Source organism: Megasphaera hexanoica (assembly GCF_043520715.1).
GTDB classification, from domain to species: Bacteria; Bacillota; Negativicutes; order Veillonellales; family Megasphaeraceae; genus Megasphaera; species Megasphaera hexanoica.
Genome location: NZ_CP171361.1, coordinates 2,447,170 through 2,469,561, shown reverse-complemented (window position 1 = coordinate 2,469,561; position 22,392 = coordinate 2,447,170). Strand labels below are relative to the sequence as shown.

Genomic DNA, 22,392 nt, shown 5'->3' with positions numbered 1-22,392 from the left:
GCGCTCATGACCTACGAAGAAGCAATTGATTATATCCAGCATGCCAGCGTGTTTGGTGTACAATTGGGCCTGGGCCGGATTCAGGAACTCCTGAACCGGCTGGGCAATCCCCAGAAAAAATATAAGACGATTCATGTTACTGGAACCAATGGCAAAGGGTCTGTAACGGCCATGATAGCCAGTGCTCTTTGTGAAGCTGGTTTCCGGACTGGCCGGTACACGTCGCCCCATCTGGAAGAATACACCGAACGGATACATATTAACGGCGATGATATTTCCCGTGCTGACTTTGCCACTGCTGTCGCTGCCGTCCGGGAGAAAGTCGAAGCCATGGCAGCAGAAGGGCTGGAACGTCCGACGGAGTTTGAAATGATTACGGCCGCCGCTTTCTGGCATTTTGCCAAAGCCGGTGTCGAATATGCCGTCATCGAGGTCGGGCTCGGCGGCCTTCTCGATTCGACCAATGTCATCATACCGGAAGTCTCGGTCATCACCAATGTGGCCATGGACCACATGAAATACTGTGGCAATACGATAGAAGAGATTGCCACACAGAAAGCGGGCATTATAAAAGAGGGCGTCCCTGTCGTCACGACGGCGGAAGAACCGGCCCTTTCGGTCATTGCCCGTACGGCCTATCACAAACACAGCCGGCTCTATGCCTATAAGCATAGTTTCGATGTCATTGGCAATGCCGGTCCGGAAGATCCGGCAGCCGGGCAGATGGTGACAGTACGGGAACCCTATGGCTTTGCCATCACGACGACACTGCCTCTGTTAGGGAAACACCAGCGTGTGAATTGCGGAGCGGCCGCCATGACGCTGCTGCTCCTGGCCCGTCACGAAAAGAGACTGACCCGTACGGCTATTGAACAGGGCCTTCACCATGTGAAATGGCCCGGGCGGTTCCAGGTCCTGCGGGCCGGAGAAACAGACGTTGTTATCGATGGAGCTCATAACCCGGCCGGTATCGATACGTTCTGTCAGACTTACAGTGATGTATTTGGGGACAGAAAGCGGGTATTTCTCTTTTCGGTCCTTGCCGATAAAGATTATACCCAGATGGTGCATGAACTGTTCCATGACGATGATTATGTCGTCTGCGCACCAGCACCGACACCGCGTACGTCTGATCCGGAAGAAATGGCAAAAATCCTGCCATGCCGGGCCGACTGGGCGGACAGCATTGTCCACGGATTGGATAAGGCCTTTGCTGCCGTGCAGGAAGGACAGGTACTCTGCATAGTGGGCTCCCTCTACATACAGGGAGAAGTCCGGCAATACATGCGCAACACATATCACATAGACGTGTAAGTTCATACGATATGACAAAAGATACAATCCGGACATTGCATGGGAAAAAACGTATAGAAGAATAGCATATCAGGAATTTTCAAAAGGATTGTCTGTATTTTTCGGACAGTCCTTTTTTCTGGGAAATATCTGCTTTTGGACAAATAAATGTATGCATTATGAACTCCCGTACTAACAGGCTGTATCGCACTCCTGGAGTATGATATAATGAGATATATAAATGCGGTTTCTTTCATAGATTTCGCATGACTGGAGAGATGTGATTCATGGTTTTTCGTTTTCATAGATATGGCCGCTGTAATGAAATCATAAAGGGGATAGCCAGTGCCGGCGTATATTTGTTGTGTTATGGTGTCTGCCAGTGGATGGTTCCGGATTTATCACCGTACCGGTTTTATGACAGTGCTGCTATCTGTGCCCTCCTCGTGGTAGGAAATCAGTCGGTCATTTTTTGCGGACAGTTCATACATGCTATCCTTTTCTGTTCTCTGCTCCTGCGTTTGCTCTCGTTTGATTTCTCCCTCCGTATCTTCTTGGCACAAGCAGGACAATACCTTGATGCACCAGAGCCCGGGACATATTCAACGCCGCACACCGTACAATTTTTAGCGGGCATTGCTGCCCACCGTTTTGTAGGTATGATATGTAATTCATCGACAAAGCCGATGAATTTATAGTAAATCTTGATTTCCTGCTTCACTGTTCCGTCTGCCATCTTCTCACGCTCCGAAACAAGTATCTTGTCTATGAGTGCGTTTATAACTGTTGCATCCAGTTCTTTTAAGCCTTGATAATTTCGGATAAGGGCGAGGAAGTCACGGATTCCCCGTGATTTCTCGTAGCTTTCATTAAGAGTTTCCGTCACCTCTTTCAGCCTTGCTTCAATTTCAAGCTGCTCTTTCTGGTATTTCCCCGACATCATCTCAAAATTCCGCTCGGTAATACGCTCCATGACCTTATCCTCGTAGAGAGAGGAAAACAGCCTGTCCAGTTCCGCAAGGCGTTTGTTCAGCTTCTTACGTTCTTTCTCTAATGCTTTCGCCCTGCTCTGGTCTGTTTCCGTGAGCCGCTTTTCTATGGCCCTGACCGCCTTTTCATCATTCACTGCCATATCCGCAAAACAGTTGATGTCGGCAAGAACGGCATTGAATAAATCCCTTGCTTCTATATTGTGGGCACTACACTCGCTTCTTCCGTTTCTTGCATAATTATTACATGAATACTGTACACAGTCGATAATCTCTGGGCGTTTCCTCCTGTGTACGTTCATTGCCCGCAGAGCACATCCGCAGTCCACACACTTGATAACGCCTGCAAAAATATTTACAAATCCTCCCTTGTTCTGTGGAAGCCTACGACTTGTAATAAGCTGTTGGACAATATCAAATTCCTCCTGCGTGACTATTCCCTCATGGGTATTGGGTATCACTTCCCATTCTTCGGGCAGCTTAGAGGGGCGTTTCTTGCTTTTCATATTGGCGGCAATCCGTTTGTAGCCTACAAGATTTCCCGCATATATCGGGCTTCTTAAAATGCTCCTCACGCTGTTCCCACTCCAAATATAGCGTTTGTCCTCGTTCCCCTCAAAATGACGTTCAAAGCCTGTTTCGCCACGCTCCGCCGCATAAGCGGCAGGGCGTAGGATATGCTGTTTATTAAGATGTCTGCAAATTTTGGCAACTCCATTCCCTTTTAATGCAAGGTCGAATATCTCTTTTACAACATGTGCCACTTTATCATCTATCAGCAGATGGTTGTGGTCGGCAGGGTCTTTGATATAGCCATAAGGGGCGGTAGTTCCCATGAATTTCCCCTGTTGAAACCTCGCCCGATATGCCGATTTTATCTTAACAGATATGTCAGCGGCATACATTTCGTTTAAAATGTTGCGGAAAGGCGTGATGTCCATAGCAGATTTATTCAAGGTATCTACGCCGTCATTGACCGCTATATACCTCACGTTATGCTCTGGGAAGAAAACTTCCAGATATAACCCACAATCAAGATAGTTTCTCCCCAGACGGGATAAATCTTTCGTAATCACGCAGTTTATCAGACCGCTTTCAATGTCTTTTATCATATTCTGGAAACTTGGTCTTTGGAAATTTGTACCAGAATAACCATCGTCCACATACGTTTTTGCTATGTGCCATCCCTGCTTTTTCACATAATCCGTGAGGATGGATTTCTGTGTCGCAATGCTCGCACTCTCGTTATCCGTACCATCGTCTTTAGATAAGCGGCAATAAATGCCGACTAAATAGATTTTCTTTTCTTCTTTGATTCCTGCCATACTGTAAAACCTCCGTATCTGTCCTATCTGTTTTCATGTCCCATTGCGTACATTCTAAGCGGACAGCCCCTCATTGTCGAAGGTGTCGCCCTCGGCAATCTTCTTCCGAATATCCTCGGAGATAATCGGGACAAACGCTTCTGTAACGGTCTGTGTGCCGACATATTCACGGCTGATTATCATCTGCACTGGTGCTTTTGGCACGATACGCTTTCTCTTTTTATCTGCTTTCTTATCCTCGCCCATACTTAAATCTTCCTTTCCAGACAGGGCAGGGAAGAGTTTGGAAATGTCCCCGCCCTGCCAATCAGATACCATTAATCCTCGCTGTTTAATTCTTTCTGTAATGCTTTAAGGAGTGCCGCCGCTTCATCAGCGTTCAGCGTGATTCCCTTGCCGCACTTTTCACGGTTCGGGGAAAAGCTGCGGATGTCATACTTCGGCTCTTTCCCATTCCATGAAATGAGATTGATTTCCTTTGTGTAGCCACTGTCGCCCGTAGACAATACTGCGATTTCCTTTACGATTTCATACTGGATTTCTCTCATTCTCCATACCTCAACTCTCTGTATTTACTTCCCGAAAAAAGAAGATTAGCGGCTGTCACGGTTGCGTTTCCTCTGCAACTCACGCTCCAAAAGTTTGATGATGGTTTCCTCCATCTGCTTCGGCGTTGTGTTCTTCGGAAAGTATTTTTTCAGCTTGCTTGTGTTGATTTTCAAGGTTTCTTTCTGGTTGCCCTTTTCCTCCGTCATAATCGCAAATATCGTATCCATGTCAAGCCGCCCGCTCTGGCTTAACTGTTTCATCCGCTGTGCCTGTGAGAGTGAGGGCGTTGCTTCTTCGCTCTCCATCGTGGCAAAGAGGTTTTCCTGCTCGTCTTTCTTCAAGAAGGACAGTTCCACCGCAGGCGTGAGGGCGATTTTCCCCTCGTCCACCATCTGCAAAATCGGCGGTATCAGTTCCGTCAGGCGGATAAAACGCTGCACGGTCATCCTGCCCACGCCGAAGCCCTGTGCCACCTTGTCGTCCGTCCGCAACTTCGTCACAACTTGTGACGAGGTTAAGTCTGTGCGGAAACCCTGCCGCTTCATGGCTTCGGATTTCATCTTGTAAGCAAACGCCCGCTCCGATGGCAGGATATTCTCACGCTGCAAATTGCTGTCTACAAGGGTGATGATGGCTCGGTCACGGTCTAAGGGCAGGACAAACGCAGGCACGGTATTTATCCCTGCAAGTTCAGAAGCACGGACACGCCGCTGTCCTGCAATCACTTCATAACCGTCCCCGTCCTCTTTCGGGCGTGTGATTATCGGCGTGACAATGCCAAATTCCTTGATGCTTTCCGCTAACTCTGACAGTGTTTCATCTTCTGCCACATGAAACGGATTGTCGGGGAACGGGTACAAGTCTTTGGTCTTTAACACCTTAAAATCCTGTTTCTTCATTCACATATCTACCTTTCTTTCGCTCTGCTTCTATGATTTTTCTGCAATTCTTCCAACACTTCGGGCGGTATTTTTGACAGCAGCCGCCCCATCTGCTCGTTGGTTCTCTGCAATTCAAATATCTTCTGATTCGCTTTCTGCACCTTTAGTTCCTGCTCGTACTTTTCATCACGCATACGCCCCGCATAGTCTGATTCCTGCCCAATTCTCTCTTTCAAACTGTCGATATACGCCTGCTGTTTCCCGATTTCCTTAGAGAATTTCTCCACGTCTGGCAGCCATGCAGAGAGTAAATCTAACGCTTTATCCCTTTTCTTCCCTGCGTTAAAGGCGTTGATGTCGGATAGGGCAGACACGATTTCTTCATACTGTTTATCAAGCCTGCCGCCTAATTTATAGAGCCATGTGGGGACGTGTTTCCGCTTGGTTTCCATTGAGGACTGCCCCCGTTCAAGCTGATTCCACCGTGAGGACATCCGCTCATGGTAGGCGGTCTGCCACTCGGATAATGATTTCTGGTTGCCTAAGATAGCTTTCGCTGACAGCTTATTGTCTGGCGTAATCGGCACAAAGCAGAGGTGCATATGGGGCGTTCTCTCGTCCATATGGACGACAGCGGAGAGGATATTCTGCTTTCCAACACGCTCCGAAATGAAGTCAAGAGCCGTCTGGAAATACGCTTTTTGTTCTTCGGGCGGTAACTGGTTCATAAATTCTGGTGAAGCTGTGATGAGCGTTTCCACCATCATCACGCTGTCTTTCCTTGTCCTGCACCCCGCTTCGGCTACCATGCGGTTAATCTCTTTCTTGTAGGTGTACTTTGGTGGTGCTATGAGATGGTAATTGTTTTTAGAGCGTTCCATATCTATATCTGGGTTGCTTTTGTAGGCTTCTTTCTTCCGCTCGTTGTGGCGTTCACAAGCCGCAACGCCGCCCGCTTTTCGTTTCTGGAAACGCAGGATTGCATAAGGCATAGGCGGATTCCTCCTTTCTTTCGGCGGGTGACCGTCCTTTGGGGTGACAGCGGTGACGGTGGTGACAGCAGTTTTGGGATACCCCCTGCCGACTGCCGCAACTGTCACCCTCACCCCCTGCATGACGGTCATGTCGATGATGACGGTGTTTTTGGGATACCCCCCTCGCAAGAGCCGTCACCGTCATGCCGCCATTCTTTTATCCGAAGCCGTAAGGCGTAGGATAGCAGGGCACAGCCCTGCCTTAAGGGAGTCCAGAGGGAACGTCTGGCACACGACTTTGCAGGGCAAAGTGTAGTGTGTTACACCCTGTAAACGCAGTCGGAAAAATCGGAATGATTTTTCTGACCGCAGGGGTGGTTTTACACGACCGAAAAGGGCGAGTAAATCTCACGCCTGCATTTTGCGTTTACGGGGTGTTCTCCCGTAGGGATGACAGCGGCAGGGTATCCTAAAATCACTGTCACCACCGTCACTGCTGTCACCCGCAGGGCAGAGCCGCCAGCTTTACATGGCTTTAAGCGTCAATGACAGTAACAGGGGGGTATCCTAATATCGCTGTCACCACCATCACCGCTGTCACCCGCCCTCCTTGCAAGGGCAATCCGCCTGCCGTCTTTCCTGCGGCTGTACTGGTAGCAGATACGGTTCTCGCTTAAAAATGTGGTGCGGTATTCATTCAGCCATTTCGTAATCACCGTGGGTATGGTTTCCGTTTCCCCCATAGCGGCTAACAGTTCCGTTGCCGTGCCTATCCATTCTTCCTTATCCCTCATAAAATCCACCAACCGAAAAAGGACATCTGGTATCGTTTCTTTCGCAAGCTGCTCCTGCGTTTTCCGCTCCACAAGCTCCCAACGGCAATCACGGAAACGCAGCGTGTATTCCTGATAAGGCGTGTCCCTGCCCGTCACATACAGCTTGGCGGTGTCAGACGCACGTTTCTCCTTTTCCAGAACAAAGGTAGCGTCCGCACTCCCCGTTAATCCTGTCGTCCCAGACACCTTGTTGAACACGTCGCTGTCATTCTGCTTTCGGATGTGGTGTACGACAATGACCGCCAGAGAGTGCCTGTCGGCAAAGTCTTTGATGAGGGAGATGTCCCCATAGTCGCTTGCATAGGCATTGTCTTTTGAAGCTGTACGGACTTTCTGCAAGGTATCAATGACAATGAGCCTGCTGTCTGGGTAATCTTTCAGATAATCTTCAAGCTGCACGATAAGACCGTCTGACAGCTTGCAGCTTGCCACGGCAAAGTGGAGCCGCCCGCTTGCTTCGTCCGTCAAACGAAATAACCTGTCCTGTATGCGGCAGAACGTGTCCTCAAGGCAGAGGTAAAGCACATCGCCCTCCATTGTCGGCATATCCCATAAAGGGATTCCCTGCGACACGCATAAGCATAGCTTCAGCATGAGCCAGCTTTTGCCTATCTTCTGTGAGCCGCAGAACAGCGATAAGCCTGTCGGGATAAGGCTGTCCACCACAAAGGATGGTTTCTCAAGCGGTTCATAAAGGAGCGTTTCGGCGTTGACTGTCTGTAACTTCTGCATGGCTTTCCTCCTTTCGGGCGGTGTCTTTGTTTTCGTTGCACATAGGCGTTGACCTCCTTAAAAATAGATTTACTCCCACGGAAAAAAGTGAGAGTATGTAATGCCGCCAATCCCACACAAATAAAAAACAGATTTCTTTTTCGGGCGGTGTCGGTCACGGTTGGAGATATTTCTTCAATTTCCGCCTTTACTTTCTCCTTTGCAATCGCAACAGATTTCTGTATTGCCGAAGCGGTGCAATGCTCCATAGCGGCGATTTGGTAAAAATTGAACTCATACTCGTAGTAGAGCAGGAAACGCCGCCTTTGTATCTCTGGAAGGCTCCCAACCGCCTTATAGAGCGTTTCATTCCGTTCTTCCTCAACCATGCGTTCATCAAGGCTCTTAGGCACACGCAACGCCCGTCTGTAAAGGGTTTCGTCCCATACCTCGTTAAACTCCCTGTGCCGCTCGTCCCATTAGAAAAGATTCCTGTTCCTGCGCTCCATCTGCCGAAACTCCATAAAGAACTGTTCCGACACTTCCAACTCGTGGGATTTGCCCTGCCCGTCCTTAAAGCTGATAAAATACCTTGTGCCGCTTTCCGTGGATTCCTCCCGAAGCGTGTATGCCTTAACCCTGTATGCCATCCTGTTGTCCTCCTGCAAAAAATGAGTGAGGGGATTTCCATCCCTCACCCAGTAGCCCGCAGGATGGCAGGCTGTTTTAGAAGCTATAAAATTTTCCGCAGCTTCTTCCGCAGATGGTCTAACCTCGCATAGATGGCACCAGTCGTCAAATGCACAAGCGGGGCAATCTCCTTTGTGGAATACCCCTGCATTTTCAGCAGGACGATTTTCAAGGTACGCCCGTCCACCGTGACTAATACTTGATAGAGATTTTCGCTCTCAATCTCTTCCAGTAACTCCGCAACCGTACCCACTTCCGCCTGCCGCTCCCTGCCTGCCATGTCCTCAAGATATTCCGCAACGTCATTCGTCCATCGGTAAAACCGCCTGTTGGAATTGAAGTCTGCCCTGTCCGCCATGCGTATCTGCTCAATGGTCGCTTCATCAACGCCGCACTCACGCAGCAGCTTTTCCTCCGCTTCTTTCCAGATACGCCATTTCCTGTCCTCCCGTCCGTGGTTGTATGCCATTCTTACTTCCTCCAATCAGAATTGATTGAGAGGGCAGAGAAAAGCCCCCTCATCTTCCCAAAGGAAAAAACAAGGGGGCTGAACGCCTTAAATTTTAATTTTCTATTATCTTTCTTAGTTTTATTAGGATTCTGGCTTTGCGTTTGTTTACAACGCTCTGGGTTATGCCCAACCTCGCCCCGACTTCACGCTCGGAAAGTCCGTCAAAAAAGATTGCCTGTATCAGCTCCTGTTCACTATCCGACAGCAAAGGCAGGGCGGCTTTCAGCCTGTCCACCATGACCGCATTGACAACGGTTTCTGCAATGTCCACCGCTTCATCAGTGATAAAGTCCAGAGGATTCCCCTCGCTGTCCGTAAATCCGTCGAGAGATAGCAGTCTATTCTTTGTATCTAATTTTTGCAGATAACGCCACCGTTCCTTGTCACGGTAGAAGTCTGTGTATTGCTCCCTCACGACTTCAAGCAGACAGCCTTGAATGGGGATAAACAGCTTGTCCATATAGGTCTGGTCGGATTCCCTGCAACGGCAGAACTCCGTGTAGGATAATTCCACATAGCCGCCACTTTCTCTGATATATACCTTTCTTGGTGCATATTTCACCATAAATACCTCCCATCTGAATTTTTGAAATGTAAAAAATCCAGATGGAGAGGCGGAGAACGACACCGCATATCAGAAACAGCCCTACGGCACTTTCCAACAAAAATCGACAAAAGAAAAACCGCAAAGGCTCTGTGACCTTTACGGTTATAGGAAATAGTAATTCTATTGTATGGAGATTGTACTTCTACTTTCAAGGTGAGAAGTACCGTTGCACTGGCAGAAATTTTTTTAACTGGTTTCCTGCCGTTCTCTGATATGCTATGTATTGATAAATTTTGCTTCGTATGAGCAGATAGATAACTGCCCGAAAAAAGGACATAAAAAAATCCCTCCAAATTTAAAAACAAATTCAGAGGGTAATTTAGGGTATAACAAAATAACCCACCCGAATATCGTTTTTTTTATTTGGTGAGTTTGTTCTTTCAAATACGAAACAAAAAGAGCCGATGATTCGTGAATTGTTCCACAATTTCATCGGCTCTGCGTCTTAAGCGTCTGGCTCTTTGATGACAGTTATCTTCAAGTTGTCAACTTTAATCAATCTTTCTTGTCTGCATTTTGGACAATAAAGGGGATAATTCTCCAAAACAGTGTCCTTCCTAATTTTATTACGGGTTTTGCTCCCACAAACAGGACACAATATCCATTCGCATTTCATCATAATTAGTCTCTAATCCTTTCAAATCTCATTTTATATGACTTTTGCAAGCTGTTAAGCTAACTTGTGGAACATATGCCGAACCTTATCTATACGGCTATTCGGGCGGCGGGGTTGGCAAATAAATTTACCAATAGCTGGCTGGTATCCTTTTAACTCTGTCAAGCAGACTCCCTGCCCATTTGTGAAATAAGTTAAATCGTTCCTGTATTCTTGAATACATCTAGCAGGGATTTCTCCTTTCAGAATGACCTCGTCATTCTTTATCTGAGTACTTACAATATCTGCACAATACCTTGGAGCATCATGATACGCCCGTGAGAGATATTCCTGCGGTGCATAAATTTCAAAGTGGAGATATGGCTCTAATAGTTCTGTCCCTGCTTTTTTTAAAGCCTGCTCCAATACGATAGGGGAAAGCAGCCGAAAGTCTGCGGGGGTACTTACAGGACTATAATACAATCCATATTCAAAACAGATTTTACAGTCTGTCACTTTCCATCCATACAGCCCCTGCTCGCAGCCATAAAGAACCCCCTCCATAACCGCATTTTGGAACGATTGATTTAAATATCCAAGTGAAACTCTGCTTTCATACTGCACTCCGCTTCCAATAGGGAGCGGCTCTATGGACAACCCGACAGAAGCCCAGAAAGGATTTGGCGGGACTTCTATGTGGATGGTATATTCTGCTTTTCTAAGCGGTCTTTCCATATATATAACAGTAGGCTCTTTTATTTCTGCCTCCACATGATATTTTTCCTCAAGGATGGCACAAATGACTTCCATCTGCACATTCCCCAAAAAAGAAAGTATAATCTCATGCGTTGTAGTATCCACATAATATTTTAAAAGAGGGTCGCAATCTGAAATTTCTGTAAGTGCCCCAAGCAATATTTCCCGCTGTTCAGATTTCTTTACTGCAATCGTTGTTTGGAGCATAGGGAGAGGATTTTCAATAAATTTTCTCTGCGGCAACAGTATTTCGTTCCCCAAAATACTGTTTAGCTGCAAAACATCATTTGGTAAAATTACAATATCACCAGAGCAGGCTGTATCGGATGAATATAATTCACCGTTTGTCGGAACACACATCTCTGTGATTTTTATTTTCTCTTTTTCAGATATTCTAATAACATCCCTCAAATGCAATGTTCCGCTATATATACGCACATAAACAAAACGCCGCCTTTTCTCTGAATATTCAATCTTAAAAACCTGCCCGCATAGTTCAGATTGACCTTCAGGCGTTGATGAATAAAATTTACTGGCAATTACTTCTATAAGCTGCCGAATCCCCAGATTGTTTTTAGCGCTTCCGTGATAAACGGGAAATAACGTTCCGTTTTGGAATCTCCTGTTTTCTTCCTGTTCCAGTTCTGACATTTTAAACGGTTTCCCTGACATATATTTCTCTAATAGTTCATCGTTTCCCATAATTACCGCATCCCACTGTTCCATATCGTCATTGTCCGTTACATTTATATGGGGATGCTGCCCAACCTTTTGCTTCACTATAATTTCCGAAGAAAGCTTTGCTTTCATTTCCCGATATACCATTGGCAAATCAATCCCCTCTTGGTCAATTTTATTGATGAAAAAAATTGTCGGAATCTTCATTATCTGTAGTGCATGAAACAGTATACGGGTCTGTGCCTGTATGCCATCCTTTGCAGAAACTAATAATACTGCTCCGTCTAATACGGATAAAGAACGGTATACTTCCGCCAAAAAATCCATATGGCCTGGCGTATCTATAATGTTGACTTTTACATCCTCCCACTGAAAAGATGTCACTGCTGTCTGGATAGTGATTCCCCTTTGACGCTCCAAATTCATTGTATCTGTCCTTGTTGTGCCTTCATCTACGCTCCCTAGTTCTGCAATTGCACCACTGGTATACAATAAACTTTCCGTTAATGTTGTCTTTCCTGCGTCAACGTGAGCCAGAATGCCTAAGTTAATTATTTTCATGTGATTTTCCTCCTATCAACACCCAAAAAAGGGCATAAAAATACCCAGTGATAAATACTCCTATCACTGGGTAAATAACTCCAATAGCCCCAAAACACTTATATGTTTTCGGGCATATAAAATTACATGATAAAAGTATTCTTAAACTGGGTACAAAAAACTAAGCCCCATATTAAAAGTGAAACGGGACTGCTACTTTTTGTTCCCACTATCAAATTGACAGTTTATTTAAGAATACCTTGCCGCATATTTATTAACTCCTTGTATAATACTGAATCTAATTATATTCCTTAACCCTTTATTTGTCAAGCTGACAAACTAAAGCAGAAAAAGCGGCAGGATTTCCCCCTGCCACTAATCATCTGTTTATGCAAAAATAATTTCCTTTTCCACAATCTCCCTCGCACAAGCCCTTATGTTATTGAGGCATCCTGTCCATTCTAAGGCGTTTTCTGCCTTTAGCTGTTCCGTTATGCCCTGTGCCTGTTTCATACCCTCTATGAGCCTTTCAAAGCGTTCCTGTGCCTGTCTGTTGATGTCGGCAAGGTAGGCGTTTAGCCTGCCGCTTGTAAGAAGATTGGTGTATGTAACTTTACGGTACTGTTTTAGATAATCTAAATGCCGTTGCCCCCAGATGCCTATTGCCTGTTCTTCTTCGGCGGGTACAGTTAAGCACGGTATCAAATAATCCCCTTGCCTTTCGTATTTGCCGCCCAGTTCCTCAAATAATGATTTTGCCATTGTCTGTTACCTCCACATTCTTTTTTATTTTGAATGTCCGCAAAATCCGTCCTACATCTGACAGCATGGCAGTATGATAAAAAATGGGTACGGACGATGATACTCTATAATGGGATTGTATTGTCAGCCGCTTTTATTCCACTATTGTCTGGTCAGCGGATCCTGCATGAAGAGATTGCTCATGCTTTTGTCATGGGAACTGCATCATTTCTCACTATTTTTTCTTTGCGAATCATGGCCGGGCAGGTGCGGTTTTCCCACTTGCGGCGTTTCTGCCTGGGTACGGTATATTTGCTAGGTGCTGTTTTTCTGCTCATACCACTCTTATTCTGGGGATACTACGTAGTCAGTGGACATGTGTTGTCGTCGGCGATTGTCCTTACTTTGTTTCAGACCAACGGCAGCGAAGCTATGTCTTATTTAAAAGACCAGAATATATTCCTATGGTGTGTGACGGGTACGATGCTGCTGTCGGTGGTTTCTGCCATGATGTATATACTGCACGATGCTGGCAGAAAGCAGAGCCGGTATCCACTCTGGGGACAACTATTGCTGGTCCTGGTTACACTGGCGGCAGGCTTCTGCGTTATGGAGCAGTCATCCAGTTATCTGCCCGTGCGGATTATGGATGAAACGGAAAATGTGTTGCAGGAATATCAGAAGTATGGACAGGCAAAAGCAGTGCGGCAGGAAAGATTGCAATCGCTGCAGAATCTGAGGATTTCATCGTCAGGCGGCATATTCGTGCTAGTCATTGGTGAATCGGAAAACCGGGACCACATGCAGGCCTATGGATATGACCGGCCGGATACGCCCTGGTTATTACAACAGACTGAAAAAACGAATACCATACTGTTTACTCATGCCTACTCGAATCATAGCCTTACTGTACCTGTCCTGACCTATGCCCTGAGTGAGAAAAACCAGTATAATGATATTTCCCTGGAAGATGCCTGTTCCCTTATGGAAGTAGCCAAAGCAGCCGGGTATGATACGGTTTGGCTGAGCAATCAGAGACATTACGGTGCCTGGGATACACCAGTTGCCGAAATTGCCAGCACGGCTGATTATCAGGTGTGGCTCAATGAGCGGAACGGGACGGAAGATTGCCGGACGAACTATTTTGATGAGGTACTGGCCGATACGATCCCAAATCTGGAGGACTCTTCCAATGCCCTGATTGTCATTCATCTCATGGGCTGTCATGGATCATATGGGGACAGGTATCCGACGAAGTGGAATGCTTTTCATGGAGAAAATGAACGTATCGATCAGTATGACAATGCCGTGGGTTATACGGATTATGTCTTGCAGAAAATCTATGACCGGATTAAGGCGGAGTCCCGGTTTAAGGGACTCGTATATGTTTCTGACCATGGAGAAGAAGTGGATCTGGGGTATTTTCACGAAGCGACAAAATTCACCTATGCTATGAGTCACATTCCCTTTGTCATGATTTTCAGTGATACATTTATCCAGGAATATCCGAAAATAGTTGATACGCTGCGGAATCATCGGGATGCTTATTGGACGAATGATTTGCTGTACGATGTCATGACCAGCCTCATGGGCATTGACGGAGTATCTACTGTAATGCCCGATCTGGACCTGACGTCTGATGGGTATTCTCTTGATAGAGGAACCATACGGACACTTCATGGCATGAAAAAAATAGAAGAGTGAATACCGATGGATTTCATCAGCAGCAAACCTGTGAAATTTCGATAAAGGAGGAAAAAATGATGCTGATTCAACAGATTTATACCATATCTTTCAGCCCGACGGGCAAGACCAGGCAGGTAGCCCGGTACTGTGCCGCCCGTCTGGCAGAATTGCTTTCCGTACCACTTCATGAAATCTCTCTCGATTTACCGGAAGAACGGAAAACGGCATATACCTTTGGCCCTTATGATCTGGTCATCGCAGCAGGTCCGACCTATGCGGGAAAGCTGCCCAATAAAATACTGCCAGCTTATACAGAAAACTTTCACGGGCAGGGGACGCGGGCCGTGGCGCTCGTGACCTTTGGCAACCGGTCTTTTGACAATTCCCTGGCGGAGTTGTGTGACCTGTTGCAGAAGAATAATTTTTGTCCTATATCTGCTGGGGCTTTTGTTGCGACCCATGCCTTTTCAGACCGGCTGGCTCCCGGACGGCCCGATGAATGGGATCTGGCAGATATCCGGCAGCTGGCTGACAGGACGGCTGAAAAAATCCGGGACAGGATGGATATGCCAGACGTGGTATCTGTAGATGGTGATGCAGCAGCCCCGTACTATATCCCCAAGGGAATTGATGGGAAACCGGCGAAATTCCTTAAAGCCCGTCCAAAGACCCGGGAAGACCGGTGCGTTCAATGCGGAATCTGTGCCAGAAACTGTCCTATGGGAGCTATATCGCGTGAGAATCCATCTGTCGTCACGGGGACATGCATCAAATGCCAGCGATGTATCCGGCATTGTCTTCATGAAGCAAAATATTTCGATGATCCAGCCTTTTTGTCTCATGTCGCCATGCTGGAACAACAGTACACGGCTAAAAAAGTGAATGTAATGTATTGGTAAGTGGCCTCGTTCTGCAAAAAAATATGGTATTTGAGACTTGTAAATTGTTTTTCCTATGATATACTATAATATGCACAGTAATGTGTATACCTTTACGGGGATGTAAAGGTTTCGACGTGGATGGTTGTATCATGAATAGCGAGCCGGGGTGTCATCTGCCCGTAAATCGGTGAAAACGTTAAATTAAACGCTAAAGAAGAAAACTTTGCTTTAGCTGCCTAAGCGCAGCTAACGTCCCTTTCTGCTAATCCTGCGGGCAGGGATGGGACGTCACTTAGCGGGATACCTTTCAGCTCTGCCTGGTGGCTGGAACGGGAAACTCACAGGCTGGAGTCAGTCTAGTTTGTCCTTGTACGACAACTGCTCGAGATAACTAACAAGGTCTGCGCTCGGAGAAGTTCATGGGGCGGCATTTACGGACAGGAGTTCGACTCTCCTCATCTCCACCAGATAAAGAAGTGCTGTTGCACACGTATTGTGCGGCAGCACCTTTTTTCATTTCCGATAATAGGGATGCCGTCGTACGGAGAAATGTGTTATAATAAAAAAGACCATTTTGGTACTCTTTTAGGACAGGGATGATAGCAATGAAAGAATTACCACTGTTTAAAGTTGGCAATTACTATGGATATAATCAGGAACTCTTCACTGACCACTGGATGAATATTGGCGGCTGCGGGGCCGTGACGGCCTGTGATGTCAGTATTTATCTGGACCTCAATCAGGGGTTCAGTCGTTTGTATCCGTATGACATTCATCATCTGACGGCTCAGGATTATATTAATTTTTCACAGATTATGAAACCATTCTTGCGTCCGCGACAGAATGGTATCGATACGCTGGAATTGTGGATACAGGGATACAGCAACTATCTGCGGTCCGTCGGTGAACAACGTATCACCATGCATGGTTTGTACAGTGACTGCCCGCTGAAAGAGCTGGAAAGCGCTGTAAAATGGGAAATAGATCATAATCTTCCTGTCCCCTATCTCAATTTAAAACATGCCAATCCGGATCTGGCCGCCTATGTCTGGCACTGGTTCTGGCTGGCGGGGTACGTCCAGTACGAAGATACGTTCCTGGTCAAACTCGTAACTTATGGAAGCTTCCGCTGGTTTTCCCTGGAAGAGTTGTGGAACAGCGGCTATAAGCGTAAAGGCGGCGTCATCCTTCTGGATGTAACAAAAAAGGGAAGGGAAGAATAGGTCATGTTGTATGTGATTAAATGGCTGTATATGTGGATTCTGCCTTTAGGCGGCGTATTTCTTGCCTTATTTGCCATTCTTATATATATGTTCCGCAAGCGTGCTGCCGGCCGCTGGGCTCTGCTCGTAACCGTGCTCTGTTTTTATGGTCTTTCCATCCAGCCCGTCAGCCATCTGTTTGTTCATCCTCTGGAAACACGGTATGAACAGCCGCCCCTGGATCAGCTCGACGGGGATGTCATTATCCTGTTGGGAGGAGGTTCCCTGGCTGGCGTGCCTGATTTTGACGGAACGGGCCAGCTGGGCCTTGCAGCGTCCCATCGGTTTCTGACAGCCGTGCGCATCCAGAAGGCGCTGCACATTCCCATTCTCCTTTCCGGTGGCGTCGTGTTTGCCGGTGATGCCAACGAAGCTGCTATTGAAAAACGGATGCTGCTGTCTCTGGAAGTAGAGGAGAAGGACATCATCAGTGATGAAAAAAGCCGCAACACGGCAGAAAACGCCCGGTTCGCCAGAGAGCTATGTGATGCTCATGGCTGGCATCATCCTATCGTCGTGACCAGTGGCTTCCATATGGCGCGGGCCATCGGATTTTTCACCCGTGAAGGCATGAATGTTACCCCTTATCCCTGTGATTACCGCACGACAGATACATACCGCCTATCGTTATTTTCCTTTATTCCCCAGTCCATCGTCCTTTTCGACTCATGTCTGGCCATCAAAGAATATGCTGGGATGATGGCAGCAAAAGCAGGCTTGCAGTAGCAGGTCTGTTTTTTTACCGTAAAAGTGGGACATAAAACGACCATGGCATTGCATTATTGTTCCCGATGTGGCATAATGACATTGTAAGAACAAAGAAGTTACAAACATCCATTAGCGATGTGCCTATAGTTTAAAAAAGGAGTGTATTCTCATGATTAATGTTGGCATTAACGGGTTTGGCCGTATCGGACGTCTGGTTTTTCGTGCTTCCATGAAGCGGGATGACATCAATATTGTAGCAATTAATGATCTCTGTGATGTAGATTACATGGCATATCTTTTGAAATACGATACCATGCATGGCCGCTTTCATGGCAAAGTAGAAGCGGATGTAGAAAAGAATGAACTCATTGTCAATGGCAAGCATATCCGCGTTACCCAGGAAAAAGACCCGGCTAATCTGAAATGGGACGAAGTCGGTGCCGAATATGTCGTCGAATCGACGGGACGGTTCCTGACTCCGGAACTGGCAGAAAAGCATTTACAGGCCGGTGCCAAATACGTCGTCCTTTCAGCTCCTTCCAAAAAAGGCAAAGATGGCAAACAGGCAGATATGTTCGTCTGTGGTGTCAATACGGATCAGTACGCCGGCCAGAAAATCGTTTCCAATGCTTCCTGCACGACGAACTGCCTGGCACCGCTGGCCAAAGTCATCAATGATGCCTACGGCATCGAATCGGGCCTGATGACGACTGTTCATTCCGTCACAGCTACACAGGAACCGGTCGATGGACCGTCTGCCAAAGACTGGCGCGGCGGCCGTGCTGCAACAGGGAATATCATCCCTTCCACGACGGGTGCTGCCAAAGCTGTTGGCAAGGTCATTCCCGAACTGGATGGCAAACTGACCGGCATGTCCATGCGTGTACCGACTCTGGACGTTTCTGTCGTAGACCTTACGGTCAACCTGAAGAAACCGGCAACGTATGACGAAATCTGCGCTACCGTTAAGAAAGCAGCAGAAGGCGAACTCAAAGGTATCCTCGGTTATACCGATGAACCGCTTGTATCGTCGGACTTCCTCGGCTGCCCGCTCACTTCCATTTTTGATGCTCAGGCCGGCATTGCTCTGACAGACAAATTTGTCAAACTCGTTTCCTGGTACGATAACGAAATTGGTTATTCTAATAAAGTACTGGATCTGATTCAGATCATGAATGCCTATAACAGCAAACACTGAGACAATCATACCGGATAGATGCCTGCCACGGCTGGAAAGGCAGCGAAGTACATATTATAATGAGGGCAGGGATTCATTCCCTGCCCTTTTTAATTTATAGTAAGGAGATATTCTGTATGACACAAAAACACACAGTAATGCTGATCATCATGGACGGGTTCGGATGCCGTGATGAAAAAAAAGATAACGCCGTGGCCATGGCTGATTTAAAGGTGCTGCCGCGCTTGTGGCATGACTATCCCCATTCTCACCTGGAAGCGTCTGGCGAAGCCGTAGGACTTCCGGCAGGCCAGATTGGAAATTCCGAAGTGGGACATCTCAATATCGGAGCCGGCCGGGTCGTCTATCAGGCACTGACGAAAATTACAAACGATATTAAAACGGGTGCTTTCTTCAAAAAAGAAGCACTGGTGGGAGCCATGGAAAATGCCCGGGATCGTCATTCAGCTCTTCACCTCATGGGCCTCGTGTCGCCCGGAGGCGTACATAGCAGTGAAAAACACCTCTTCGGCCTGCTGGAAATGGCCCGCCAATACGGTCTGAAAAAGGTTTTTATCCATGCTTTCCTGGATGGCCGCGATGTCCTTCCCCGCAGTGCCGGCCCGTTTCTCCAGGAACTGGAAGACGAATGCCACCGTCTTGGTACGGGAACCATCGCGACAATCAGCGGCCGTTATTATGCTATGGACCGGGATAAACGGTGGGACCGCATTGAAAAAGCGTACAGGGCCATTGCCTTCGGCGAAGGTGTCGAAGCAGCCGATGTCCGGTCCTGCCTGCGCGATTCTTATGCAGCGGATGTTTCCGATGAATTCGTCGTGCCGTCCGTCCTCTGCCATCAGCCCGTTGCCGATGGAGACAGTGTCATATTCTTTAATTTCCGTCCCGACCGGGCACGGCAGCTGACAGAAGCCTTTGTAGCTCCTGATTTCAAGGGGTTTGACCGGCCAGAAAAACGGGATATCTACTTTACGACTATGACCCGTTATGAAGACGGCCTGCCTGTTCACATTGCCTACGATAAGGAAACCATCGTCAATACACTGGGCGAAGTGCTGGCCAAAGCAGGGAAGAAACAGTTGCGCATCGCTGAAACGGAAAAATATGCTCATGTGACCTATTTCTTCAACGGAGGCAATGAAACGCCGAATGCCGGTGAAGACCGGATCCTCGTTCCATCTCCTAAAGTTGCTACGTATGATCTGAAGCCAGAAATGAGTGCCCCTGTCGTGACGGATAAGGTCATCGAACAAATCCAGTCGGGGACATATGACATGATCATGCTGAACTTTGCCAATGCCGATATGGTAGGACATACGGGTGTCATTCCGGCGGCCATCAAAGCCGTTGAAACAGTCGATACCTGTGTCGGCCGTATTGTAGAAGTACTGCAGCAGGCTGGTGGCGAAGTACTGATCATTGCCGATCATGGCAATGCCGAACAGATGGCAGATCCTGTGACCGGTTCGCCCTATACGGCACATACGACAAATAAAGTTCCCTGCATTTTAGTCAGCCGCTGCCATCAGCATGATGTTCTGAATGATGGCAAACTGGCCGACGTCGCGCCGACGCTGCTCCATCTTGCCGGACTGCCGGTGCCACCGGAAATGACTGGTAACAATCTGCTTCATTCATAAAATAGCTCATAAAACATAAAATAGTATATACAAAATAGATAAAATAATATTCTAAATACGAAAAACTTACTTATATAGTGCCTATATAGTGCACTGCTTCCTCCTCACACAACCATAACAGGAAAAAATAATTTACAAATTATGGATTGTAGTATACACTATAGCTGTAGAACTTAAAAGAGGTGTAGTCTGTCCGAATATCCGACGGTCAGGCATAGCTACCTGGATTATGTGTAAGGAGGAAGCATAATGACAGTAAAAATAGGTATCAGTGGCTTTGGCAGAATTGGCCGGTGCACACTCCGCACGTCCCTGCTGCAGCCGGAAATCGAAATCGCGGCTATCAATAACCGTTCCGTTGGCCCTATCATGGCGGATTTATTAAAATTCGATACCGTGCATGGTACGTGGAACCACGATGTATCATACGATGAAGGAACGAGTGAACTGATTATTGACGGGCGCCGCATTCCCGTGACCAATCATACGGATCCGGCTGATATTCCCTGGAAAAAACTGGGTGTAGATGTAGTAGTCGAATCGACAGGTAAATTCAAAGACCGCGAATCGGCATCCAAACATCTGGCAGGCGGTGCCAAACGCGTCATCATTACGGCGCCGGGCAAAAATCCTGATACGACCATCGTCATGGGTGTCAATGAAGAAACGTACGATCCGGAAAAACACCGTATTATTTCTAACGGTTCGTGTACGACGAACTGCCTGGCTCCTGTAGCCAAAGTGCTGTCCCGCGAATTCGGTATCGTCCGTGGTATGATGACGACGGTTCATGCCTATACGAACGATCAGCTTCTCGTCGATGGCGTACATAAAGATATGCGCCGTGCCCGCTGCGCTACCCAGTCTATTATTCCGACTTCTACCGGTGCAGCCAAGGCCGTTGCCCTGGTCCTGCCTGAATTGAAAGGCAAGTTTACCGGTATGGCTCTGCGCGTCCCGACACCGAACGTTTCGATGACCGACCTCGTAGCTATCCTGCAGAAAAAAGTAACCGTAGAAGAAGTGAACGGTGCCCTGAAAAAATGGGCGGAAGGCCCGCTGAAAGGCATACTGGCCTATTCAGAAGACGCTACCGTTTCTTCCGATTATATCAGCGATCCCCATAGCTCCATTGTCGATTCGCTAGATACACAGATTGTCGAAGGCGACATGATTAAAGTTGTTGCCTGGTATGATAATGAATGGGGATATTCTCTCCGCGTCAATGACCTGGCGGCCTATATGGCAACGAAAGGTATTTAAAGACTATCATGACAGGCAGCAAAAGGGAGGAAAAGATGAAAGAAAAGACTCTCAATGTCTTTCGCAAAATAGCCCCCGATGTAATGGGGACCATCAAAGAAAGATATTTGCTGCTCCGTCATATTTCTGATGCGGAACCCGTCGGGCGCCGGTCTCTGGCCGCCTTGTCGGGATTATCTGAACGAATAGTACGGGCACATGTGGATGTGCTGCGGCGAAGTGGCCTCGTGCGTTTTACAACCATGGGGATTGCCCTTGAGCCGGAAGGACGCAGACTCATGCCGGATTTACTGGAATGTTTCCTGCGCCTGAATAATGTCGATGATATGCAGCGTCGGCTCTGTCAGCACCTGCAGTTGAAAGAAGTATATATCGTACCGGGCGATTGTGATACCGATAAAGCGGCCTGTGAAGAAATGGGGCGTCAGGCAGCCCTGCTCCTGAATGACCTGCTCACGCGGGGGGCAATCGTCGCAATCAGTGGCGGTTCGACCATGGCCGAAGTAGCACGCTGCCTGCCAGAAAGCACGGCGGGACCGGTCATTGTGCCGGCCCGGGGCGGCATTGGCAATCACGTCGAATTCCAGGCCAATTATATTGCCGCCAACGTAGCGGTCAAGACGCATGGTACGTACCGGATGGTCCATATACCGGACGGGCTGAGCCAGTCGGCTTTGCACCTCATGCTTGATGCGGATGAACAGGCGAGGGAAAATGTAGCTCTGGCACAAAAGGCCCAGATTGTCCTGTTCGGCATAGGCCGGGCCGATACGATGGCAAAACGGCGCGGCCTGACAACGGTAGAAACGCATGCGTTGAAGGAGCTCATGGCCTGTGGCGAGTCCCTGGGCTGCTATTGCAGTCTCGATGGTCATGTCGTCCACGTGACGAGCAATGCCGGTATTTCTTTAAAAGACATAAAAAAACATCCACATGTTATAGCTGTCGCAGGCGGAACCAGCAAGGCTGAAGCTATCCTTGCGGTGATGCGTGCCTGCCGTACAGGAATCCTCGTTACAGATGAAGGAGCCGCAGAACAAATCCTGAAGATGATATGATAATGAGGAAAGGGTGTATA

The 22,392-nt window shown here is 47.5% G+C and carries 20 protein-coding genes, 1 other RNA gene and 1 pseudogene; 10 read left to right on the top strand and 12 right to left on the bottom strand.

Annotated elements, in window-relative coordinates:
* Positions 1 to 6 precede the first annotated feature (6 nt).
* Positions 7 to 1,314, top strand: coding sequence for a folylpolyglutamate synthase/dihydrofolate synthase family protein (locus ACGTIC_RS12080; protein WP_257536599.1), 1,308 nt, complete (start codon positions 7 to 9; stop codon positions 1,312 to 1,314).
* Between the two features lie 436 nt (positions 1,315 to 1,750).
* Here the strand turns inward: ACGTIC_RS12080 and ACGTIC_RS12075 are convergent, their stop codons facing one another.
* The 12 genes and pseudogenes from ACGTIC_RS12075 to ACGTIC_RS12020 all read right to left on the bottom strand — a co-directional run bounded on the left by ACGTIC_RS12075 (position 1,751) and on the right by ACGTIC_RS12020 (position 12,697).
* Positions 1,751 to 3,607 carry a recombinase family protein gene (locus ACGTIC_RS12075; protein ID WP_001820670.1) on the bottom strand — a complete coding sequence of 619 codons (1,857 nt, stop codon included), beginning with the start codon at positions 3,605 to 3,607 and terminating at the stop codon, positions 1,751 to 1,753.
* Between the two features lie 54 nt (positions 3,608 to 3,661).
* Positions 3,662 to 3,853 (bottom strand): hypothetical protein, encoded by a 192-nt coding sequence (locus ACGTIC_RS12070; protein ID WP_001820669.1) that lies wholly within the window; start codon positions 3,851 to 3,853, stop codon positions 3,662 to 3,664.
* Between the two features lie 71 nt (positions 3,854 to 3,924).
* Positions 3,925 to 4,155: a YdbC family protein gene (locus tag ACGTIC_RS12065; RefSeq protein ID WP_001206986.1), complete on the bottom strand. Its 231-nt coding sequence runs from the start codon at positions 4,153 to 4,155 to the stop codon at positions 3,925 to 3,927.
* A gap of 45 nt (positions 4,156 to 4,200) precedes the next feature.
* Positions 4,201 to 5,055, bottom strand: a complete 855-nt coding sequence (locus ACGTIC_RS12060; RefSeq protein WP_000743700.1) for a ParB/RepB/Spo0J family partition protein — start codon at positions 5,053 to 5,055, stop codon at positions 4,201 to 4,203.
* Between the two features lie 8 nt (positions 5,056 to 5,063).
* Positions 5,064 to 6,029, bottom strand: a complete 966-nt coding sequence (gene mobV, locus ACGTIC_RS12055) for a MobV family relaxase (protein WP_001820668.1) — start codon at positions 6,027 to 6,029, stop codon at positions 5,064 to 5,066.
* A 524-nt stretch (positions 6,030 to 6,553) separates the two neighbouring features.
* Positions 6,554 to 7,579 (bottom strand): AAA family ATPase, encoded by a 1,026-nt coding sequence (locus tag ACGTIC_RS12050; RefSeq protein WP_001170964.1) that lies wholly within the window; start codon positions 7,577 to 7,579, stop codon positions 6,554 to 6,556.
* Positions 7,580 to 7,733: 154 nt separating this feature from the next.
* A pseudogene (locus ACGTIC_RS12045) lies at positions 7,734 to 8,208 on the bottom strand (RNA polymerase sigma factor).
* 83 nt (positions 8,209 to 8,291) lie between these two features.
* Entirely contained in the window at positions 8,292 to 8,717 is a 426-nt protein-coding gene (locus ACGTIC_RS12040) for a sigma-70 family RNA polymerase sigma factor (RefSeq protein WP_000323895.1), read from the bottom strand.
* A 94-nt stretch (positions 8,718 to 8,811) separates the two neighbouring features.
* Entirely contained in the window at positions 8,812 to 9,321 is a 510-nt protein-coding gene (locus ACGTIC_RS12035) for a sigma-70 family RNA polymerase sigma factor (RefSeq protein WP_105116765.1), read from the bottom strand.
* Between the two features lie 490 nt (positions 9,322 to 9,811).
* On the bottom strand, positions 9,812 to 9,985 hold the full coding sequence (locus ACGTIC_RS12030) for a cysteine-rich KTR domain-containing protein (protein WP_002779755.1): 174 nt from the start codon (positions 9,983 to 9,985) through the stop codon (positions 9,812 to 9,814).
* Positions 9,986 to 10,036: 51 nt separating this feature from the next.
* Complete coding sequence (tet(O), locus tag ACGTIC_RS12025; RefSeq protein ID WP_113855090.1) at positions 10,037 to 11,956, bottom strand: tetracycline resistance ribosomal protection protein Tet(O); 1,920 nt, start codon at positions 11,954 to 11,956, stop codon at positions 10,037 to 10,039.
* 366 nt (positions 11,957 to 12,322) lie between these two features.
* Positions 12,323 to 12,697: a TnpV protein gene (locus ACGTIC_RS12020; protein ID WP_001129922.1), complete on the bottom strand. Its 375-nt coding sequence runs from the start codon at positions 12,695 to 12,697 to the stop codon at positions 12,323 to 12,325.
* A gap of 96 nt (positions 12,698 to 12,793) precedes the next feature.
* On the opposite strand from ACGTIC_RS12020, the gene ACGTIC_RS12015 reads away from it, so the two are divergent.
* The 9 genes from ACGTIC_RS12015 (at position 12,794) to ACGTIC_RS11975 (ending at position 22,372) form a co-directional block, all read left to right on the top strand.
* Complete coding sequence (locus tag ACGTIC_RS12015) at positions 12,794 to 14,380, top strand: phosphoethanolamine transferase (RefSeq protein ID WP_162816187.1); 1,587 nt, start codon at positions 12,794 to 12,796, stop codon at positions 14,378 to 14,380.
* Between the two features lie 56 nt (positions 14,381 to 14,436).
* Positions 14,437 to 15,261, top strand: coding sequence for a 4Fe-4S binding protein (locus ACGTIC_RS12010; protein WP_257536598.1), 825 nt, complete (start codon positions 14,437 to 14,439; stop codon positions 15,259 to 15,261).
* A gap of 96 nt (positions 15,262 to 15,357) precedes the next feature.
* Positions 15,358 to 15,710, top strand: a transfer-messenger RNA (tmRNA) gene (ssrA, locus tag ACGTIC_RS12005).
* 138 nt (positions 15,711 to 15,848) lie between these two features.
* On the top strand, positions 15,849 to 16,466 hold the full coding sequence (locus tag ACGTIC_RS12000) for a hypothetical protein (protein WP_059075582.1): 618 nt from the start codon (positions 15,849 to 15,851) through the stop codon (positions 16,464 to 16,466).
* Positions 16,467 to 16,469: 3 nt separating this feature from the next.
* Positions 16,470 to 17,231, top strand: a complete 762-nt coding sequence (locus ACGTIC_RS11995) for a YdcF family protein (RefSeq protein WP_113855087.1) — start codon at positions 16,470 to 16,472, stop codon at positions 17,229 to 17,231.
* 151 nt (positions 17,232 to 17,382) lie between these two features.
* Positions 17,383 to 18,411 carry a type I glyceraldehyde-3-phosphate dehydrogenase gene (gene gap / locus ACGTIC_RS11990; RefSeq protein ID WP_059075584.1) on the top strand — a complete coding sequence of 343 codons (1,029 nt, stop codon included), beginning with the start codon at positions 17,383 to 17,385 and terminating at the stop codon, positions 18,409 to 18,411.
* 116 nt (positions 18,412 to 18,527) lie between these two features.
* Positions 18,528 to 20,051: a 2,3-bisphosphoglycerate-independent phosphoglycerate mutase gene (gene gpmI / locus ACGTIC_RS11985; protein ID WP_113855086.1), complete on the top strand. Its 1,524-nt coding sequence runs from the start codon at positions 18,528 to 18,530 to the stop codon at positions 20,049 to 20,051.
* Between the two features lie 249 nt (positions 20,052 to 20,300).
* Positions 20,301 to 21,314 (top strand): type I glyceraldehyde-3-phosphate dehydrogenase, encoded by a 1,014-nt coding sequence (gene gap, locus ACGTIC_RS11980; protein ID WP_059075586.1) that lies wholly within the window; start codon positions 20,301 to 20,303, stop codon positions 21,312 to 21,314.
* Between the two features lie 35 nt (positions 21,315 to 21,349).
* Positions 21,350 to 22,372, top strand: a complete 1,023-nt coding sequence (locus ACGTIC_RS11975; RefSeq protein ID WP_113855085.1) for a sugar-binding transcriptional regulator — start codon at positions 21,350 to 21,352, stop codon at positions 22,370 to 22,372.
* The last annotated feature ends 20 nt before the right edge of the window (positions 22,373 to 22,392 follow it).

Excerpts from the sequence above, each read along its gene's own strand:
- ACGTIC_RS12040 (WP_000323895.1), bottom strand. The coding sequence starts at position 8,717 with ATGGCATACAACCACGGACGGGAGGACAGGAAATGGCGTATCTGGAAA.
- ACGTIC_RS12070 (WP_001820669.1), bottom strand. The coding sequence starts at position 3,853 with ATGGGCGAGGATAAGAAAGCAGATAAAAAGAGAAAGCGTATCGTGCCA.
- ACGTIC_RS11975 (WP_113855085.1), top strand. The coding sequence starts at position 21,350 with ATGAAAGAAAAGACTCTCAATGTCTTTCGCAAAATAGCCCCCGATGTA.
- ACGTIC_RS12060 (WP_000743700.1), bottom strand. The coding sequence starts at position 5,055 with ATGAAGAAACAGGATTTTAAGGTGTTAAAGACCAAAGACTTGTACCCG.
- ACGTIC_RS12080 (WP_257536599.1), top strand. The coding sequence starts at position 7 with ATGACCTACGAAGAAGCAATTGATTATATCCAGCATGCCAGCGTGTTT.
- gpmI (WP_113855086.1), top strand. The coding sequence starts at position 18,528 with ATGACACAAAAACACACAGTAATGCTGATCATCATGGACGGGTTCGGA.
- gap (WP_059075584.1), top strand. The coding sequence starts at position 17,383 with ATGATTAATGTTGGCATTAACGGGTTTGGCCGTATCGGACGTCTGGTT.
- ACGTIC_RS12065 (WP_001206986.1), bottom strand. The coding sequence starts at position 4,155 with ATGAGAGAAATCCAGTATGAAATCGTAAAGGAAATCGCAGTATTGTCT.
- ACGTIC_RS12030 (WP_002779755.1), bottom strand. The coding sequence starts at position 9,985 with ATGATGAAATGCGAATGGATATTGTGTCCTGTTTGTGGGAGCAAAACC.
- ACGTIC_RS12075 (WP_001820670.1), bottom strand. The coding sequence starts at position 3,607 with ATGGCAGGAATCAAAGAAGAAAAGAAAATCTATTTAGTCGGCATTTAT.
- mobV (WP_001820668.1), bottom strand. The coding sequence starts at position 6,029 with ATGCCTTATGCAATCCTGCGTTTCCAGAAACGAAAAGCGGGCGGCGTT.
- ACGTIC_RS12000 (WP_059075582.1), top strand. The coding sequence starts at position 15,849 with ATGAAAGAATTACCACTGTTTAAAGTTGGCAATTACTATGGATATAAT.
- ACGTIC_RS12020 (WP_001129922.1), bottom strand. The coding sequence starts at position 12,697 with ATGGCAAAATCATTATTTGAGGAACTGGGCGGCAAATACGAAAGGCAA.
- gap (WP_059075586.1), top strand. The coding sequence starts at position 20,301 with ATGACAGTAAAAATAGGTATCAGTGGCTTTGGCAGAATTGGCCGGTGC.
- ACGTIC_RS11995 (WP_113855087.1), top strand. The coding sequence starts at position 16,470 with ATGTTGTATGTGATTAAATGGCTGTATATGTGGATTCTGCCTTTAGGC.
- ACGTIC_RS12015 (WP_162816187.1), top strand. The coding sequence starts at position 12,794 with ATGATACTCTATAATGGGATTGTATTGTCAGCCGCTTTTATTCCACTA.
- ACGTIC_RS12050 (WP_001170964.1), bottom strand. The coding sequence starts at position 7,579 with ATGCAGAAGTTACAGACAGTCAACGCCGAAACGCTCCTTTATGAACCG.
- ACGTIC_RS12010 (WP_257536598.1), top strand. The coding sequence starts at position 14,437 with ATGATGCTGATTCAACAGATTTATACCATATCTTTCAGCCCGACGGGC.